This window comes from Azospirillum lipoferum (assembly GCF_024170005.1).
GTDB lineage: Bacteria > Pseudomonadota > Alphaproteobacteria > Azospirillales > Azospirillaceae > Azospirillum > Azospirillum lipoferum.
Genome location: NZ_JALJXJ010000019.1, coordinates 1 through 17,109 on the forward strand (window position 1 = coordinate 1; position 17,109 = coordinate 17,109).

At 67.4% G+C, this 17,109-nt stretch carries 12 protein-coding genes and 1 rRNA gene; 5 read left to right on the plus strand and 8 right to left on the minus strand.

The genetic code is table 11. The features are described from left to right. Positions 1–87 (minus strand): 16S ribosomal RNA (locus J2848_RS30885); the annotation flags it as partial. A gap of 677 nt (positions 88–764) precedes the next feature. Between J2848_RS30885 and J2848_RS30890 the strand changes: the two genes are divergently transcribed. After that, entirely contained in the window at positions 765–2,462 is a 1,698-nt protein-coding gene (locus J2848_RS30890) for a monovalent cation:proton antiporter-2 (CPA2) family protein (protein ID WP_149234430.1), read from the plus strand. A gap of 6 nt (positions 2,463–2,468) precedes the next feature. On the opposite strand, the gene J2848_RS30895 is transcribed toward J2848_RS30890, so the two are convergent. Genes J2848_RS30895 through J2848_RS30910 form a run of 4 tightly spaced genes read right to left on the minus strand, consistent with a single transcriptional unit; the run spans position 2,469 to position 6,328 of the window. Further along, positions 2,469–3,506, minus strand: a complete 1,038-nt coding sequence (locus J2848_RS30895) for a sulfate/molybdate ABC transporter ATP-binding protein (RefSeq protein WP_149234429.1) — start codon at positions 3,504–3,506, stop codon at positions 2,469–2,471. Positions 3,507–3,537: 31 nt separating this feature from the next. Next, positions 3,538–4,425: a sulfate ABC transporter permease subunit CysW gene (cysW, locus tag J2848_RS30900; RefSeq protein ID WP_149234428.1), complete on the minus strand. Its 888-nt coding sequence runs from the start codon at positions 4,423–4,425 to the stop codon at positions 3,538–3,540. After that, the gene (gene cysT / locus J2848_RS30905) at positions 4,415–5,317 is read right to left on the minus strand and encodes a sulfate ABC transporter permease subunit CysT (protein ID WP_149234427.1); all 903 of its coding nucleotides are present in this window, start codon (positions 5,315–5,317) and stop codon (positions 4,415–4,417) included. Before cysT ends, cysW begins: the two co-directional genes overlap by 11 nt. Positions 5,318–5,320: 3 nt before the next feature. After that, positions 5,321–6,328, minus strand: coding sequence for a sulfate ABC transporter substrate-binding protein (locus J2848_RS30910; protein WP_149234426.1), 1,008 nt, complete (start codon positions 6,326–6,328; stop codon positions 5,321–5,323). Between the two features lie 17 nt (positions 6,329–6,345). On the opposite strand from J2848_RS30910, the gene J2848_RS30915 reads away from it, so the two are divergent. The 4 genes from J2848_RS30915 (at position 6,346) to J2848_RS30930 (ending at position 11,485) form a co-directional block, all read left to right on the plus strand. After that, positions 6,346–6,780, plus strand: coding sequence for a hypothetical protein (locus J2848_RS30915; RefSeq protein ID WP_149234425.1), 435 nt, complete (start codon positions 6,346–6,348; stop codon positions 6,778–6,780). A gap of 15 nt (positions 6,781–6,795) precedes the next feature. Further along, positions 6,796–8,580 carry a hypothetical protein gene (locus J2848_RS30920; RefSeq protein WP_149234424.1) on the plus strand — a complete coding sequence of 595 codons (1,785 nt, stop codon included), beginning with the start codon at positions 6,796–6,798 and terminating at the stop codon, positions 8,578–8,580. A 117-nt stretch (positions 8,581–8,697) separates the two neighbouring features. Next, positions 8,698–10,257, plus strand: a complete 1,560-nt coding sequence (locus tag J2848_RS30925; protein WP_149234423.1) for a glycosyltransferase — start codon at positions 8,698–8,700, stop codon at positions 10,255–10,257. Between the two features lie 4 nt (positions 10,258–10,261). Next, entirely contained in the window at positions 10,262–11,485 is a 1,224-nt protein-coding gene (locus J2848_RS30930) for a glycosyltransferase family protein (RefSeq protein WP_149234422.1), read from the plus strand. A gap of 6 nt (positions 11,486–11,491) precedes the next feature. On the opposite strand, the gene J2848_RS30935 is transcribed toward J2848_RS30930, so the two are convergent. The 3 genes from J2848_RS30935 to J2848_RS30945 all read right to left on the minus strand — a co-directional run bounded on the left by J2848_RS30935 (position 11,492) and on the right by J2848_RS30945 (position 17,048). Then, entirely contained in the window at positions 11,492–14,899 is a 3,408-nt protein-coding gene (locus J2848_RS30935) for a DEAD/DEAH box helicase (RefSeq protein WP_149234421.1), read from the minus strand. Positions 14,900–15,023: 124 nt separating this feature from the next. Further along, complete coding sequence (locus J2848_RS30940) at positions 15,024–15,818, minus strand: hypothetical protein (RefSeq protein ID WP_149234420.1); 795 nt, start codon at positions 15,816–15,818, stop codon at positions 15,024–15,026. A gap of 42 nt (positions 15,819–15,860) precedes the next feature. Beyond that, complete coding sequence (locus J2848_RS30945) at positions 15,861–17,048, minus strand: polysaccharide pyruvyl transferase family protein (protein WP_149234419.1); 1,188 nt, start codon at positions 17,046–17,048, stop codon at positions 15,861–15,863. Between the last annotated feature and the right edge of the window lie 61 nt (positions 17,049–17,109).

Below are 17,109 nucleotides of genomic sequence, written 5' to 3' on the forward strand. Positions count from 1 at the left end.
GCCCCCCGAAGGAAACCCTCGTTCGACTTGCATGTGTTAGGCATGCCGCCAGCGTTCGTTCTGAGCCAGGATCAAACTCTCAGGTTCAGATCGTGACAAAAGCCACGACTGACAGGACCGCCTTAACGATCTCCTGATACGTCGATACTGTTCACAGTTTCTCTGCTCAAAAGATGCACAGACGATCCTCATTGCGCCGATCCCCTTCAGGAAACCAGCACCACAAGGCCGCAACGGCTACCAACTGCCGCCGCCTGCGCATCCCTTCTCGACTTCACGATCTACAATGTCCAAGATCCAGCCCGATCACGACAGATCATCGGCCGGTGAACCGGATCGATGCATCGTCATTTTAAGATCGGAGGAGCGCAAACCGACCGGTTCGCGCTGGCAGGCATCTTTTCTATCTCTCTCGGCCGATCGGGTCAAGCCCTTTTTTCGGCATCTCCACCGAAGCGTCGGCGGAGTGATAAGAAGAAACGCACCTGTCCCAATCCATCGGGGTCTCGGTCCTTGGCGCCTTCTCTCTAGTGAAGGGTGCCGCCGGTCGAGGGCCGGGTATATACGCAGCCCTTTGCGGCTCGTCCAGGACTAAATGCACCGGCCTTGCGATTTTATCCCACCCCGTCTGCCCCGATATCGATGCCAACCACCAAGGCCAACCGACTGACCGCAATTTGAAGCCGTTCCGTGCCATCGCGCTTGCGGGACGGGCGAGTGGGAGACGATACAGGGGCGCGCCCTACCCTTATCCCTGTCCGGCCATGCACGACCCTGCCCTTCTGTTCGACGTCCTGTTTCTGCTGCTGGCCGCGATCCTGGTGGTGCCGCTGTTCCAGGCGCTGCGCATCCCGGCGGTCCTGGGATATCTGGTAGCGGGCGCGATGCTGGGTCCGCACACGCCGGGGCCGGTGGTCGATCTGGCGGTGCCGCAAGTGCTGTCGGAGTTCGGCGTCGTTTTCCTGCTGTTCGCCATCGGGTTGGAACTGCCGGTCTCGCGCCTGCGCGCCATGAGGCATTACATCTTCGGACTGGGACTGATGCAGGTCGGGTTGACCAGTGCGGCCATCGGCCTTGCGGCGTGGTGGCTCGGTCTGTCCCCGGAAGCATCGCTGATCGTCGGCGGAATGCTGGCCTTCTCCTCCACCGCCACGGTGCTGAAGCTCCTGGTCGAGCGCGGGGAGACGGTCGCCCGCTTTGGCCGGATTTCCGTTGCGGTGCTGATCTTCCAGGATCTGGCGGTGGTGCCGCTGCTGACCCTGCTGCCGCTGCTGGCCGATCCCAACGCCAGCATTCCGCTGGCCCTGACGCTTGCTGCGGTGAAGGCAGTTGCGGCGATTCTGGTGATCATGCTGTTGGGGCGGTTCGTCGTACGACCCGCCTATCGCTTCATCGCATCGGCCGGCAACCCGGAGCTGTTCACCGCCACCAACCTGTTCGTGGTGCTGGCGGTCGGCTGGCTGACGGCGGAAGCCGGCATGTCGATGGCATTGGGCGCCTTCCTGGCCGGCATGCTGCTGGCGGACACCGCCTATCGCCATCAGGTGGAGGCCGACATCGAGCCGTTCCGCGGCCTGCTGCTTGGCCTGTTCTTCATGACGGTCGGCATGTCGCTCGACCTGCCGGCAATGGCGGCGGAGGCGCAAATCATCGCGGCGCTGACCACCGCCCTGCTGCTCGGCAAGAGCCTGTTGCTGTTCCTGCTCTGCCGGCTGTCGGGGCTGGGGTTGGCAACCTCGCTCCGCATCGGACTGCTGCTGTCGCAGGGCGGCGAGTTCGCCTTCGTCCTGATCGGCAAGGCGGTCGGCCTGTCGGTGCTGGACGGACATACCGGACTGCTGCTGTCCTCCTCGGTGGCATTGAGCATGGCGGTGACGCCAGCCATCGGCGCGATCGCCCAGCGTATTGCCCAACTGATCGAAGCGCGGCTGGGAGCCGAGGCCTTCGGCATCGAGACCAGCGATTTGAAAAGCCACGTGCTGATCTGCGGCTATGGCCGCGTCGGCAAGGCGGTTGCCAAGCTGCTGACCGAGCACAACATCGCTTATGTGGCACTGGATCTGGAGCCGCAGCGCATCGCCGCCGCCAGGCATGACGGGCTGCCAGTCTATTACGGCGACGCCAGCCAGGGCACGGTGTTGCGTGCCGCCGGGATCGAGCGGGCGCGGGCTGCCGTCATCACGCTGAACCGGCCGGACGCCGCCCACCGCGCGGTGGAGGCGATCCATGCGACCGCGCCGAAACTGCCGATCATCGCCCGCGCCCATGATCTGGGCCAGAGCGCCGCTCTGGCGAGTGCCGGCGCCAGCGCCATCGTGCCGGAAACCATGGAGGCCAGCCTGCAGCTGGCCGGCCTCGTCCTGCGCAGTGCCGGGGTCGAGGCCGCGGCGGTAGACCTCAGCCTGAAGGCCCACCGCGACGGCCATTACCGGACGCTCGCCGATCAGCAACCATCGAACTGACCGAGGCTAACGGGCGAACACCCGCGCCCGGTCGATGTGGATGGCGCAGCGGTCGCCGGCGACGATGCCGAGCGTGGCGAGGCGTTCGCGGTCCATCTCCGCCTCCAGCGTCAGGCCGGCGAGATCGATGTCGATCCGGGCGTCCGGCCCGACGACATGGATCCCGGAGATCCGCGCCGGTCCGGCCGAGGCCGGGGTGACCCCAAGGTCGTGCGGACGGACATAGGCGACCGCCGGCCCCTGCACACCGCCCTGGGCCGGAATCGCCAGGGCACCATCGCCAACACGGGCGATGCCACCCTCCACCGTGCAATCGAAGCGATTCACCTGACCGAGGAATTCATAGACGAAGGCAGAGGCCGGGTGGTCGTAGACCTCCGCCGGGGTGCCGATCTGCTCGATCCGGCCCTGATTCATCACCACGACGCGGTCGGCCAGTTCGAGCGCCTCCTCCTGGTCGTGGGTGACGAAGACGGAGGTGATGTGAATGTCGTCGTGCAGCTTGCGCAGCCAGCGCCGCAGTTCCTTGCGGACCTTGGCGTCGAGCGCGCCGAAGGGCTCGTCGAGCAGCAGCACCTTCGGTTCGATCGCCAGCGCGCGGGCCAGCGCCACGCGCTGGCGCTGACCGCCCGACAGCTGGGCCGGATAGCGGCCGGCAAAGGGCGACAGCTGAACCAGTTCCAGCAGTTCGGTGACCCGCCGCTTGATTTCGGCGGAACCGGGGCGCTCGCCGCGCGGCCGCACCTTCAAGCCGAAGGCGACATTGTCGAACACTGTCATGTGCCGGAACAGAGCGTAATGCTGGAAGACGAAGCCGACCTGCCGGTCGCGCGGCTTCAGCCCCAGCGCCTCCTCCCCATTTAGCAGCAGGCCACCGCCATCGGGGCTTTCCAGCCCAGCCATGATGCGCAGCAGCGTGGTCTTGCCCGAGCCTGAAGGGCCGAGCAGGGCCAGAAGCTCCCCCGACTTCACCTCCAGATCGACGGAATCGAGGGCGGTGAAATCGTTGAAGCGCTTGGTGATGCCTGAAACCTGGATCGCCATTGGTCCCGTTTTCCTCTCCAGAGCCCGGCGATCAGTGCCGGGACGCCGCCAGCTCGTCCCCGAAGCGCCACTCCAGCGCGGTCTTCACGACCAGCGTGACCAGCGCCAGCATGGCCAGGAGCGAGGCGACCGCGAAGGCGGCGACGAAATTGTATTCGTTGTAGAGAATCTCGACATGCAGCGGCATCGTGTTGGTCTCGCCCCGGATATGGCCGGAGACGACTGAAACGGCACCGAACTCGCCCATCGCACGGGCGTTGCACAGCAGCACGCCGTAGAGCAGACCCCACTTGATGTTGGGGATCGTCACCCGCCAGAAAGTCTGCCAGCCGGACGCCCCCAGCACCAGCGCCGCCTCCTCCTCGTCGGAGCCCTGTTCCTGCATCAGCGGGATCAGCTCGCGCGCGACGAAGGGAAAGGTGACGAAGATGGTGGCGAGCACCAGACCCGGCACAGCGAAGATGATCTGAACGCCCATGTCGCGCAGGTAGGTGCCGAACAGCCCGTTCATGCCGAACAGCAGCACATAGATCAGGCCGGAGATTACCGGTGATACCGAGAAAGGCAGGTCGATCAGTGTGATCAGCAGGTTCTTGCCGCGGAAATCGAACTTGGCGACGCACCAGGAGGCGGCGATGCCGAACAGCAGGTTGGCCGGCACCGAAATGGCGGCGACGATCAGCGTCAGCTGGATCGCGGCCACGGCATCCGGCTCGATCAGCGCCGTCCAATAGGCGCCGAAGCCGCGGCGCAGCGCCTCGACAAACACCGCGACCAGCGGCAACAGCAGGAAGAGCGCCAGGAACAACAGTGCCCCGGCGATCAGGGCGACACGGACCCAGGCCGGCTCGGTCAAGGCGGCACGAGCCGGTTGCACCCTGATGGAGGCCGGTGCGGCGATGCTGGCATCAGCGGGCATGGCGCGACCTCATCCAATGCTGGAGAAGATTGAGAATGAGCAGCATGACGAAGGAGACCGCCAGCATCGCCGTGCCGACCGCGGCCGCCCCGGCATAGTCGTACTGTTCCAGCTTGATGACGATCAGCAGCGGCAGGATCTCCGTCAAGCCGGGCATGTTGCCGGCGATGAAGATGACAGAGCCGTACTCGCCGACCCCGCGGGCGAAGGACAGCGCGAAGCCGGTAACCAGCGCCGGCAGGATGGCCGGCAGGATGACGCTGCGGAAGGTCTGAAGACGGGAGGCACCGAGAGAGGCCGCGGCCTCCTCCTCCTCCGGCGGCAGATCCTGGAGGATCGGCTGGACCGTGCGGACGACGAAGGGAAGACCGATGAAGGTCAGCGCGATGGCGATGCCGAGCGGAGTGAAAGCGACCTTCAGGCCGAACAGTTCGTTCAGCGGCTTACCCAGCCAGCCGTTCGGGGCATAGAGCGCGCTCAGCGCAATGCCCGCCACCGCCGTCGGCAGGGCGAAGGGCAGATCGACCAGCGCATCCACCAGCCGCTTGCCGGGGAAGTCATAACGCACCAGCACCCAGGCGACCAGGAAGCCGAACAGCGCGTTGGTCAGCGCGGCGGCAAAGGACAGCCCGAAACTGACCTCGAAAGCGGCGAGTACCCGGGGCGTCGTCACCGCCGACCAGAAACCGCTCCAGCCAAGACCGCTGGACCTGACGATCAGGGCCGCCAGCGGAACCAGCACGATGCAGCTGAGATAGCTGAGCGTGAAGCCCAGCGTCAGCCCGAAACCGGGGAGAACGCTAGGTTTCCGGAAGAGGGGAACGGGGGCGCGGACCGTCACCGCGCCCCCCTTTCCTGCCAGAGTGCTGTCGCTGTCGGCAGCGGCGACCATAGGTCAACGCCCCTTCTGGAAGATCTGGTCGAAGACACCACCGTCCGAGAAGTGCTTCTCCTGTGCGGCACGCCAGCCCCCGAATTGGTCGATGGTGACCAGCTTAACATCGGCGAAGCGTCCCGCATACTGGCTCGCCAATTCCGGGAGACGCGGGCGGTAGAAGTTCTTGGCGGCGATTTCCTGCCCTTCGCGGGTGTAGAGGAACTGGAGATAAGCCTCCGCCACCTTGCGGGTTCCCTTGCGGTCGACGACCTTGTCGACGACGGCGACCGGTGGTTCGGCCAGAATCGACAGGCTGGGCACCACGATCTCGAACTTGTCGGCACCGAATTCCTGCAGCGACAGGTAGGCTTCGTTCTCCCAGGCCAGCAGGACGTCGCCGATCTCGCGCTGGGTGAAGGTCACGGTGGCACCGCGGGCGCCGCTGTCCAGCACCGGGACGTTCTTCAGCAGCTGCGCCACGAACTCCTTGGCCTTGGTCTCGTCACCGTTGTTGGCCTGGAGGGCATAGGCCCAGGCGGCGAGATAGTTCCAACGCGCGCCGCCCGAGGTCTTCGGGTTGGGGGTGATGACCTGGACGCCCGGCTTCACCAGATCGTTCCAGTCCTTGATCCCCTTCGGATTGCCCTTCTTCACCAGGAACACGATGGTCGAGGTATAAGGCGAGCTGTTGTTCGGCAAGCGGCTCTGCCAGTCCTTCGGCAGCAGACCGGAATCGGCGATGGCGTCGATGTCGTAGCCCAGTGCCAAGGTCACGATGTCGGCATCCAGCCCGTCGATGACCGAGCGCGCCTGCTTGCCGGAGCCGCCATGCGACTGGCGCACGGTCAGGGCACGGCCGGTTTCGGCTTCCCACTTCTTGGCAAACGCCTTGTTGAACTCAACATAGAATTCCCGAGTGGGGTCGTAGGACACGTTCAGCAGTGCGTCCTTGGAATCGGCGGCGGCCACGCCCAGCCAGGCCAGCGTCAGACCGGCGGCGAGAAGGGTCAGGCGACGAAGCGACATGTCAGGGGTCTCCTTCGGTGGCTCCTGAATTGCGCGGATTTTTTTGTGATACCCGCGCAAACTTTTCTATTTCTTGTGTAGAGTTTGCCGATTGGTGGTGCGCTTGGGAAGTGGTTTTTTCGCCGATTCCCGCGGGAAATCTGCAACAGGCAATCAACCCATTGGCGGTAAAGCAAAAAACGCATTCCGGCGATCTAGGCCGCCCCAGGTGGCCAAGCCTCTGCCAGATGGGGGCTCTGATCGGGATCGGCAACTTTACCGGTTCTGCCCTGTTGAATACCGACAGATCGACATTGTCAGGAGCGAACGCAATGGCTGGCCCTTTCCGGAAAGTGGGCACCGAACTCCCGAAGGCCGGCACCTCGCGGGGCATGGGGCGCCCTGCCATGTGGAGCATTCTGGGCATCCTCGCGGTTCTGGCCCTGCTGCTGCTGTTCTTCCCGACCTGGTGACGGCTGCCGGCGGCGATGCTGGTCTATGGCGACCAGGAGGTTTGCGAGCATCCATGCCGCCGCATCGGCCGGCTGAGGCGCGGTTTTGCCGACGCCGGCTGTGCCGCATCCGGTCTGGAGCGGCACGGTGCGCTGGTGACGCTGTTCATCGAGGCGTCCGAACTGGCGCAGGGGCTAGCCGATCGGGAATTTCACGCCGCCGGCATGGATGATCCTACACCCGCGCAGGATGCGGCCATGGCCGTGGTGATGGCGCTTGCCGGCCACGTGGCGGCGTCCTGGCGGTCGGCCGGGTCATCGGATGCCCTGCCGGACGCTGCGGAACTCTCCGATTCCCTGGACCGGCTGTCCACCCTGCCCTTGCCCGATTCGGTGACCATGCGGCGGGCGGAGGGCTATGCCTTCTACAGCCTCTATCCCGAAGCCTATCTGGAGGCGGCGGAGCGGCTGCCGCCATGCTTCGCCGGATCGCCGGTGGTGATCGGCCTGCGCAGCATCGGCACCGGGCTGGCGGCAATGGCGGCGGTGACGCTGGATGCACGAGCGCCAGTGACCCTGCGGCCGGTCGGGCCCCCCTTCCAGCGGGAAATCCGGGTATCGGAGCGGCTGCGCGCCATCCTGTTGGCCAATCCCGAGGCCGCCTATGTGATCGTAGACGAGGGGCCGGGACTGTCGGGCAGTTCCTTCGGCGCCGTTGCCGACTGGTTGGAGGACCACGGGGTTGCGTCGGACCGCATCGCCTTTCTGCCCGGTCATGGCGGCGAGCTTGGCCCGCACGCCTCCGACCGGCATCGGCGGCGCTGGGCCGAGGCGGTGCGCCCGGTGGTTGGTTTCGATGAACTGTTCCGGTCCGGCAAGCGGCCGATCCCAACGCCGGAACACTGGTTTGCGGACACGCTCGGCCCGCCGGTCGCTCCGCTGGAGGAGCTGTCGGGCGGGGCATGGCGGCGGCTGTATGGAACGGACGGCGGAGTGCCGGCCAATCCGCAGCAGGAACGTCGCAAATTCCTGCTGCGCACCGGCAAGGGATCGTGGCTGCTGAAATACGCCGGGCTCGGCCTCACCGGCGCGGATGTTCTGGAGCGTGCCCGCACCCTGCACGCCGCCGGCTTCACCGCGGAACCGATGGCCCTGCGCCACGGCTTCCTTGCGGAGCGCTGGCTGGAGAGAGGGTGGCGGCTGACGGAGGTGACGCCCGACACCGTGGACCGGCTTGCCGACTATCTGGCCTTCCGCGCCCTGCGCTTTCCGGCACCACCCGGAGCGGGAGCCGCCCTGCCCGACCTGCTGACCATGGCGCGCACCAACATCGGCGAGGCGCTGGGCGAGGACGCCACAACGGCGCTGGACGGCTGGACCGCCGACCGGCTGGCCGGATTGGAAGCGGGCATGCGCCGGGTCGTCACCGACAACCGGCTGCATCGCTGGGAATGGCTGCGGCTGCCTGACGGGCGCCTGATGAAGACCGACGCGCTGGACCATGCCACCGCCCATGACCTGATCGGCTGCCAGGACATCGCCTGGGACGCGGCCGGCGGCATCGTGGAATTCGGCCTGTCAGATGAGCAGGCCGAGACGCTGTGCCGGGCGGTCGAGGTGGAGGTCCCGCTCGACCGCCGGCTGCTGGCCTTCTGCCTTCCCTGCTACATCGCGTTCCAGATCGGCTATTGGACCTTCGCCACCGGCAGCGATCCGTCCGCCGCAGGCGAACGCCGCCGGTATGAGGAGCAGTGGAAGCGACGGTGGCCAACGGTGGCCGGCGGAATCCGGTACGGAGTGACTGCGCCGCGGGGTGACTGATTGACACCCGCCGGCATCGCTCCTATCCGTGGAAGCGGATGCTGGCCGAGTCCCGCCCCGTCGGGGCGCCGCCGGCGGCCACTGCGCCACCAGGCGCCAATTGGGACCGTTCCAACGATGCAGGCCTCCGATATCCATGCAGCGGCGCTAACCGACCTGATTGCCCGGCTGTGCGGTCCGGCCGGAACCGGCGAGTCCCTGAAGGCGATTTCGGATGGCTGCGAAGCCGCGAGGGCCGCCGGGCTGGGGCAGGATGCGGCGGCGATGGCAAGGCTGGACGGCGCCACCGCCGGTCTCGACCCCATCCTGCGGGAATCGGCGCTGGCCTGTGTGTCCGGCGACCTGCGCCGCTACCTGCACATCTTGACCATGCTGGACAATGTTCTGGATCTGGCGCCGCTGGAGGGGCTCAACCAGATCTACTGGTCGATGCAGCGCCAGCTGTTCCTGATGCGCATGGACTTGGGCTCGGTGCCCAACTTCGTCGCCGAGCATCTTTTCCCCTTCTATGAACGGCTCCTGCGGCAGATGGCAGCGCGGCTGGGGCTGGTGCCGGTCGCGAGGCCGGCAGACCAGCCCGACACCGGACGGGTGGTCATCGTCACCAACCAGTTCCTGTCCGCCGAACACCAGCCGTCGCGCGACCTGCTGTTGCTGGCGGTGCGATTGCAGCGCGATCTTGGGCGGACGGTGCTGGTGCTGAACACCAACATGATGCCGGACCGCTATTACAGCCCCTTCGTCCCGCCCTTCGCCGCCGCGGTCGAAGAGAGGCTGTCGGGGGAGCAGACGATCCGCTGCGGCGGCGAGCGGATTCGCATGCTGTCCTCCACCATTCCCGGCATCACCGCCGGAAAGCTGACTGGCTTCCTGTCGGCGGTGGAGACGTTCGACCCCGATCTGGTGATCGCCTTCGGCGGTTCGGTGATCGTCGCCGACCTGCTGGAAAGTGCGCATCCGGTGATGTGCGTGCCAACCACCAGCGGGCAGACCGTCTCGCTCGCCGACATCGTATTGGATTTCGGCGGCCACACGCCACCGGTGGGGAATAGCCGGCTGACGCAGTCCTGGCGCCCCTCCCGTTTCGGCCTGTCGCTGCGCCGCACTGGGGAGACCGCGACGCGGGCGGAGTTCACCTTGCAGGAGGCGGAATTCGTCTGCGTCGTCGTCGGCAACCGGCTGGATGCGGAGACCGACGGTGCGTTCCTGACCCTGCTGGGCCGGATCCTGGACGCCATCCCGCAGGCGCTGGTGCTGTTCGCCGGCGGGGTGGAAAGCCTGCCCGGACGGCTGGCCGCCGACCGCCACGCCGGACGGCTGCGCAGCCTCGGCCATGTCGACCGCATGGAAGCGCTGATGTCGGTCTGCGACCTGTTCGTGAACCCGCGCCGCACCGGCGGCGGGGCCGGAGCGGCACAGGCGATGGCCGGCGGCGTGCCGGTGCTGTCCTTCGACGGCGGCGACGTCGCCAGCGTGGCCGGCCCGTCCTTCCTGGTCGCCGACGAGGCGGCCTTCGTCGCCCGCGCCGTCGCCCTGGCGGACGACCCCACCCTGCTGGCCGAGGCGCGGCAGGAAGCCCGCAGCCGCATCGCGACGGTGGAGCGGGAGGGCGCCGACAACGGGCAGCTCTCCGCCTACATGGCCGAAGCGGTCAGCCTGTTCGCGAAGCGGAGGTAGGATCATGCGATTCCTCCTGTGCGGCCAGGGCACGTCGGAAATTCTGTGGTCGATCCAGGCGGCACTGGTCGATCTGGGCCACGAATCCGTGCTGGCGCTGCCCGACATCTCGCAGGATGTGATCGACCGCCGCATCGATGCCCTGTTCGTGCTGAACCTGTTCGAGATTCCCCGGCCGACGGTGGAGATGCTGCGCGCCTACGTCGCGCAGTACGGCGCCCGGCCCGCTGTCATCCACATCTGCCTGAAGAACCCGCTGGAGGAGATCGGTGCGGCCACCGAAGAGCAGATCCGGGATGCCGACCGCTGGATGGTCGACAACGACATTTCCATGTGGTGCATGTGCCAGGGTTCGGCGGAGCAGGCCGTCCGCCTGGGGCTGAGCCGGGTCTTCCACGAGCCGATGGGCGTCCATCGCTGGATCTGCACCGCCCCGGCTGCGGACGGGTCGGTCGATCTGTACAAGCGCTGGATGGCACCGGACATGCCCGCGCTGCAACGCCGCCCCTACGCCGCGATGAAGGGGCCGTCGGATCCCGACGCCGAAGCATCGGTGCGGGACCGCTTCCTCTATGTGGGGCAGGGCTGGCCCGAGCATCTCGAAACAGGACGCGCGCCGGTTGCTCCGGCGATTCAACGCGATGTGGAAACGGTCGCCGAGGCGATGAGGGAACGGCCGGCGCTGCACCGGGTTCAGGCGATGGATTCCTGCGGGCTGACCGGCCGGTCGGCGGATCCGGCCTGGACCCTGGAGTTCAACCGCGCCTTCACCATCGCCTTTGCGGTGGAGAACCGCCGCCGCTTCGCCACCACCTTGCGCCGCGGCCTGGGCGAGGGATTCTCGCTGTGGGGCAATGGCTGGAAGCGATTCGGCATCGACGCCGGTCCGGTCTCGCCGGCGCCGCGCAACGCCTATCCCACGGCGGCGGCCTGCCTGGATTTCGGCAGCCTCGCCTACGACACGGCGATCTTCCCGCGGACGCTGGAGATCGTCAAACGCGGCGGGCTGCTGGTCAGTTGGCGCCATGCCGACACCGCCCGGCTGTTCGCCCCGCACGAGAACGAGCTGACCTTTGCCAGTGAGGACGACGCCGTAAGCCTCCTCTCCGCACTCGCCGGGGACGCCGACCGCCGCGCGAGGCTGCGGTCGGCGCATCTGGAGCATTGCTTCGACGCGCTGGCGCTGACCGCCATCCTGCCGCGGGTCATCGGGCACGCCTGTCGCTGACGGGGCCTACCCTCGCTTTCGCCGCTGCGCCTTGCGGACGATCGCCTCGATGCAGTCGAGCACGCCCGCCGCGTTGGCGAGCCGGTCATCGGCGTCAGGCGCCTCCAGCGCGGCGGACAGCCGGTCGTCCTGGGCATGCAGGAAGCCTTCCGAGCGTTTCGCCAGCGTCGCCGCCCTGGCCGCGGCCCGCTCGCCCCGCAGGGTAACCGCCACGCCTGCCGGGCCACAGCCGAGCGCGGCGACGCCCAGCGCGCGACAGCGGCAGCGCAGCTCGGCGATGGCCAACAGCCGCTCCACGGGGTCCGGCAGCGGGCCGAAGCGGTCCTCCATCTCCTCGCGTAAGGCGTCCAGTTCGCCGGCCTCGAGGGTACGGGCGATGCGGCGGTGCAGGCCGATGCGCAGTTCCTCCTCAGGAATGTAGGCGGACGGGATGCAGTGCGGCACCGCAACCGTCACCTCGGGATCCCAACGGTCGTCCGGCTGGCGGCGCAGCGCCCGCAGGGCGTCGGCCAGGATACGCTGGTAGAGTTCAGTACCGACCGCCCGCAGATGGCCGCTCTGCTCTTCGCCCAGCAGGTCGCCGGCCCCACGCTGGTCGAGGTCGAGCATGCTCAGCACGAAGCCGCCGCCCAGGCTTTCGATCACCTCCAGCGAACCGAGCCGGCGGGCCGCCCGCTCCTCCAGCGGATGACCGGGGTCGGTCAGCAGGTAGGCGTAGCCCTGCACCGCGCCGCGCCCGACCCGGCCGCGCAGCTGATGTAGCTGGCCCAGCCCGAACAGGTCGGGACGGAACAGCAGCAGCGTGTTGGCGCGCGGAATGTCGATGCCGGATTCGATGATCGGCGTCGCCAGCAGGATGTCGCTCTCGCCATCGACGAATCCCATCACCGCATCGTCCAGCGCCGCCGTCCCCAATCGGCCATGCGCCACCGCAATGCGGGCCGACGGTACCAGCCCGCGGATCCACTCTTCCAGCTCGCCCAGATCGGCGATGCGCGGGGTGACGCAGAAGGCCTGCCCGCCGCGCCCCAGTTCGCGCAGCAGGGCAGCGCGGGCGGTCGCAGGATCGCGCGGGGTGACGGCGGTGCGCACCGGCCGGCGGCGGGCCGGCGGCGTGTCGATGATGCTGAGACCGCGCAGGCCCGCGAGCGCGCCTTGCAGGGTGCGCGGGATCGGCGTGGCGCTGAGCGCCAGACTGTGGACGCCCTTGGTCCGCCGCTTTAGTGCCTGCTTCTGTGCCGCGCCGAAGCGCTGCTCCTCATCCACCACCATCAGGCCAAGACGCTGGAACCGGATGTCCTTGGACAGCAGGGCATGGGTGCCGATGACGATGTCGACCGACCCGTTGGCCAGCCCGGCACGCACGCGGTCGGCCTCCGCCTTGCTCATGGCGCCGGTCAGCGGTTCCACCCCCATGCCGAAACCGGCGAAGCGGCGGCGGAACACTTCCAGATGCTGGCGGGCGAGGACGGAGGTCGGGACCATCACCGCCACCTGATGGCCGGCGAAGGCGACCGCCGCCGCCGCCCGCAGAGCCACCTCCGTCTTGCCATAGCCGACGTCGGCGCAGACCAGATGATCCATCGGATGGCCCTGGCGCATGGTGTCGAGCACGGACTGGATGGCGCGGCGCTGTCCTTCGGTCGGATCGAAGCCGAAACGCGCGCCGAAGCGGCGCATGCGGTCGGCCGGCGGGTCGATGACCGGCGCCACCTCCCGCGCGCGGCGGCGGGCCTCGCGCAAGATGCCCTTGGCGGTCTCGCCGATCTCCGCCTCCAGCGCGGCGCGACGCTCCAGCCAATGGGCATTCTTCAAACTGTCGAGTTTTGCGCCGGTATCGGCGGAACCGTGGCGCCACAACCGGTCGAAGTCGGCGGTCGGAACCAGCAGCCGGTCGTCATGGGAATAGTCCAGAACCAGGAAGTCGGCGGACGATTCCTCCCCGTCTCCGGACGTGATCGTCTCCAACCCGACCAGCCGGCCGATGCCGTAGTCGAGATGCACGACGAAGTCGCCGGTCGCCAGCTCCGACGGGGCCAGCGGCGGCCGGGCCTGCACCTCCCCACCACGCTCCTCCGCATGACGAGGCGCCACCAGCACGGTCACGCCATCGCAGGTGAAGCCCTCGGTCGTCCGCAACGCCAACACAGCGCAATCGCCCGCCGCCAGAAGCGGATCGGGCCATCGCTCCAGCCGGGATACCGGACGCCCCAACACCGATGACGCCCGCTCGGCCAGCCGATCGGCTTCGCCGGGGCGGGCAGCGAGCAGAACCGAACCGCCATTCTCAAGCACCATCGCAGCACGCCGCAGCAACGTGCGCTCCGTGCGAACCGCCTCCATGGCTGAACCGCCGGTTATCTCCACCGTCAGCAGATCGCGGGCGGCGAATTTCTCCTCCAGCGCGTCGGCACCGATCAGGCGGCGTTCGAGCGCCGGAACCGGTAGAATGGAGGCGTCGTCGCGGTGGATACGGCGATCCAGACCAACTTCAGCCAGATCGTCAGCCCGCGCCTCGATGCGGTCGCGCGCACCGGCATCCAGCATGACCAGCGCATCCGGCAGCAGGTCCAGCAGCAGCGGGCAATCGTCGAAGGCATTGGGAAGCTGAAGGTCGAATCCGTAGGGGCGACGCCCTTCCTCCAGGTCCCGCCGCAACGCCTCCGGCATCGCATAACCGAGCGCAGCAAGGTTCGCGGTCAGGCGGTCGAGCATCTCCGGCCCGACGATCAGGTCGGTGACTGGACCCAGGGTAAGCTCGTCGATCGACTCCACCGAGCGCTGGGACACCGGATCGTAAAGGCGCAGATCGCGCACCACCCCATCGGCGATGTCACAACGGACCGGGCGGTCGCAGTGGCCGGGAAAGACCTCCACCACGGCGCCACGGATCGCCACCTCGCCGGGTTCGTCCACCCGGTCATCCAGCACATAGCCGGTGCGGGCGAACCAATCACGCCATGCCGCCTCGTCATAGGTCATGCCCCGGGTCAGGCGGAACTGCCCGCCAGCCCAGGCCCGCGGCGGCGGCAGCCTCTGCAAAGCCAGATCGGCCGAAGCCACCACCAGCCGCCCGCCCACAGACTCGTTCCTATCGGCAAGCCGCATCAGGCCGGCGGCGCGGCGTCCCAGCACGGCACGCGACGGCGCGGCACGGTCGCCCGCCGCCGTCTCGTCGATCGGCAGCAGGACAACGTCGATGTCCGGGAACAGGTCGCTTGCCAGCCGCGCCAGCCGGGTGGCACGCGCTTCGCTGCGGGCAAGCAGCAGAACGCCGCCCGGCCGGCCGGCGAATGCCGTCAGCCGGACGGCAAGCTCGCCCTCGCTCTGAGCGGAGAGGATGGAAGGAGACGACGCCGGGGCTGGCGGCGGCATGTCGGGGGACGGTTCAACGACGGGCATTCCGTCAGGCATATGGGCAGGCTCCGCTCTATCGCACTGCACGCTCCCCGGAAGGAGGGACGCCAGGGTCGCAGAAGCTCAACACCGCCGGGTCCCCCGCGGTTGCCTACCCTTCAGTCCAACGGAACCTTCCGGATCAGTGCAGCACCAGCCAGCCGACCAGAACCGCCAGGAAGGCGCCGACCGTCGATCCCAACATGGTCAGCAGCGGCGACCAGCCCGCTCCACCGGACTTTTCGGCAGAGGCACTGTCCAGTCCCCGCAGGCTCTGGTCCATCCGCATCAGGAACACCTCCAGCCCACCGACCCGCTCTGTCAGCTCGTGCAGGGATTCGGCCAGGGCGTCGGACCGTTCGCCTTGTGCCGTTTCCAGACGGGAGGCATCGGTGCGCAGGGCCGCCACCCCCTCCCCCGCATCGCGCAGCAGGCGCCCGATGGTCTGCTGGGCGGCGGCAAGCTGGCGCTGGTCGCGGCGCAGCGCATCGACCCGCTCGCCGATCCGTTGCAGATGCGGCCCCAGCAGCCGGTCGAGCCGCTGGTCCTCCGGGTTGGGCTGGACGAAGGTCGCCGTCTCGCCGGTGGAAGGCGACCGCACCACCGCCACCACCCGTGACGGATCGGCCCCGTCCGGCAGGATCACCTCCGCCTCGAAGGCATGGGCGCCGTCGCCGATGCCGCCGCCCGCCAGATCGGGCCGTAGCCGGTCGGCCGCCACCCGCGCCAGGGTTTCCGGCGGCCCGCCGTCGCGCTCCAGCCGCAACTCCACCTCCAGCCGGTCGGCCGGATGGTTGCCATCCCAGGCCCAACCGAAGACGCGGCCCCCCTGCAAGGCGTCGATATGGCCGACGATGGCGGCTGCCTGCGGGGCGTCGAGGGGATCGGCCACGGGGGTGGAGTCGCGAAGCTCGACGATCTTGGCGGTGGCGGACATGGGGCCGGTTTCCGGTTATTGGACTGGAGAGGGAACTTGCGCTTACGCGGCCTTGCGCTCGGTGCTGCGGCGCAGGGTGTGGCTGGGCATGCGGTGGGGGACGTAGTTCTCGTCCAGGAACTCCCGCATGTCGCGATAACGCTGGTAGTAGGTGCGGTTGAACTTCTCGAACAGGCTCTGGTCCCAATATTCCTCAAGGACGAAAGGCTTGTCCGAATAGACGTTGTAGCAGGGGATCGCAAAGGTCTCCGCGAATTCCGCCGTGCGGCTGTCATAGCTGAAATAAACCGACGGCGTGGCGTTCGACAGGGCCATCAGGTTGCCGTGCAGGCGATAGCCCAGCACGAGGTCCTTCGACCGCACGAGGTTCTCGTAATCGGCGACGACGTCTGAATACCACAGCCGCTCGCGGTACAGCGCGTCCATCTCGTCGTCGAAATACCACTGCTTCAGCCAGGCGCTGTCATGCAGGTGCGCCCAGGCTTCCGCCTTCTGCTCCTCGGTGCCCCACAGCAGCTTCTTCTCTTCCACCTCGCCCTGCATCATCAGGACGGTGTCGAAGCGGCGGGAGATGTCCTTCACGAAGTCGCGGTGGCGCTCCAGATATTTGCGCACGTCCGGCGAATAATGCTTGGAAACCTCGCGGCGCATGGTGATGCCGACCTTGCGGACGCTGTCGAGCGCCGGCAGGTCGATGCGCAGTTCCGGGTCGCGGTTGCGGAAGGCGGTCGGGCAGCCGACGATGCGGGTGTTCTTGATACCCAGATCCCACAGCACTTCGGCGGTGTAGGTGCCGCGCACGCCGAGCGTCGTCGACTTGTCGGCGATCATCCGCCAGATGCGCTTGCTTTCCTCGGTCAGCGTCAGCTTGCCGGTGGCCGGCGCCTGGGCGCCGACGCCGAAGGCGATGACGGGGATGCGCAGCTTCGCCAGCACCTGGATGGTCGCCGCCGGCCAGTCCATCGAATCGTGGATGTAGTTGCTGCCGCGCAGGAAGACATAATCATATTCCGCGTTGATCCGGTCGACGACCTCCTGCCGGAACTCGCGAATCTCCAGCACATCCAGCTTGTCATAGGTCAGCAGCTTCAACGAGGAGTCGAAGACGAAGGCGTCGCCAATGTTGTGGTAGTGGTTGATGCTGCGCTGAATGTCCTGGTAGCTGTACCAACGCACGCAGTCGTGATCATAGACTTCGCCCGACGGAATCATGACGAGGATGTTGGCCACGGCGGCACTCCCTGAGTTTTAGGGCGATAGTGACGGGTATTCCCGGACCAGTGCCGGGACA

What these genes read in the sequence shown, in the direction of transcription:
- J2848_RS30890 (WP_149234430.1), top strand. Translation starts at nt 765, where the DNA reads ATGCACGACCCTGCCCTTCTGTTCGACGTCCTGTTTCTGCTGCTGGCC.
- J2848_RS30895 (WP_149234429.1), bottom strand. Translation starts at nt 3,506, where the DNA reads ATGGCGATCCAGGTTTCAGGCATCACCAAGCGCTTCAACGATTTCACC.
- cysW (WP_149234428.1), bottom strand. Translation starts at nt 4,425, where the DNA reads ATGCCCGCTGATGCCAGCATCGCCGCACCGGCCTCCATCAGGGTGCAA.
- cysT (WP_149234427.1), bottom strand. Translation starts at nt 5,317, where the DNA reads ATGGTCGCCGCTGCCGACAGCGACAGCACTCTGGCAGGAAAGGGGGGC.
- J2848_RS30910 (WP_149234426.1), bottom strand. Translation starts at nt 6,328, where the DNA reads ATGTCGCTTCGTCGCCTGACCCTTCTCGCCGCCGGTCTGACGCTGGCC.
- J2848_RS30920 (WP_149234424.1), top strand. Translation starts at nt 6,796, where the DNA reads ATGCTGGTCTATGGCGACCAGGAGGTTTGCGAGCATCCATGCCGCCGC.
- J2848_RS30925 (WP_149234423.1), top strand. Translation starts at nt 8,698, where the DNA reads ATGCAGGCCTCCGATATCCATGCAGCGGCGCTAACCGACCTGATTGCC.
- J2848_RS30930 (WP_149234422.1), top strand. Translation starts at nt 10,262, where the DNA reads ATGCGATTCCTCCTGTGCGGCCAGGGCACGTCGGAAATTCTGTGGTCG.
- J2848_RS30935 (WP_149234421.1), bottom strand. Translation starts at nt 14,899, where the DNA reads ATGCCTGACGGAATGCCCGTCGTTGAACCGTCCCCCGACATGCCGCCG.
- J2848_RS30940 (WP_149234420.1), bottom strand. Translation starts at nt 15,818, where the DNA reads ATGTCCGCCACCGCCAAGATCGTCGAGCTTCGCGACTCCACCCCCGTG.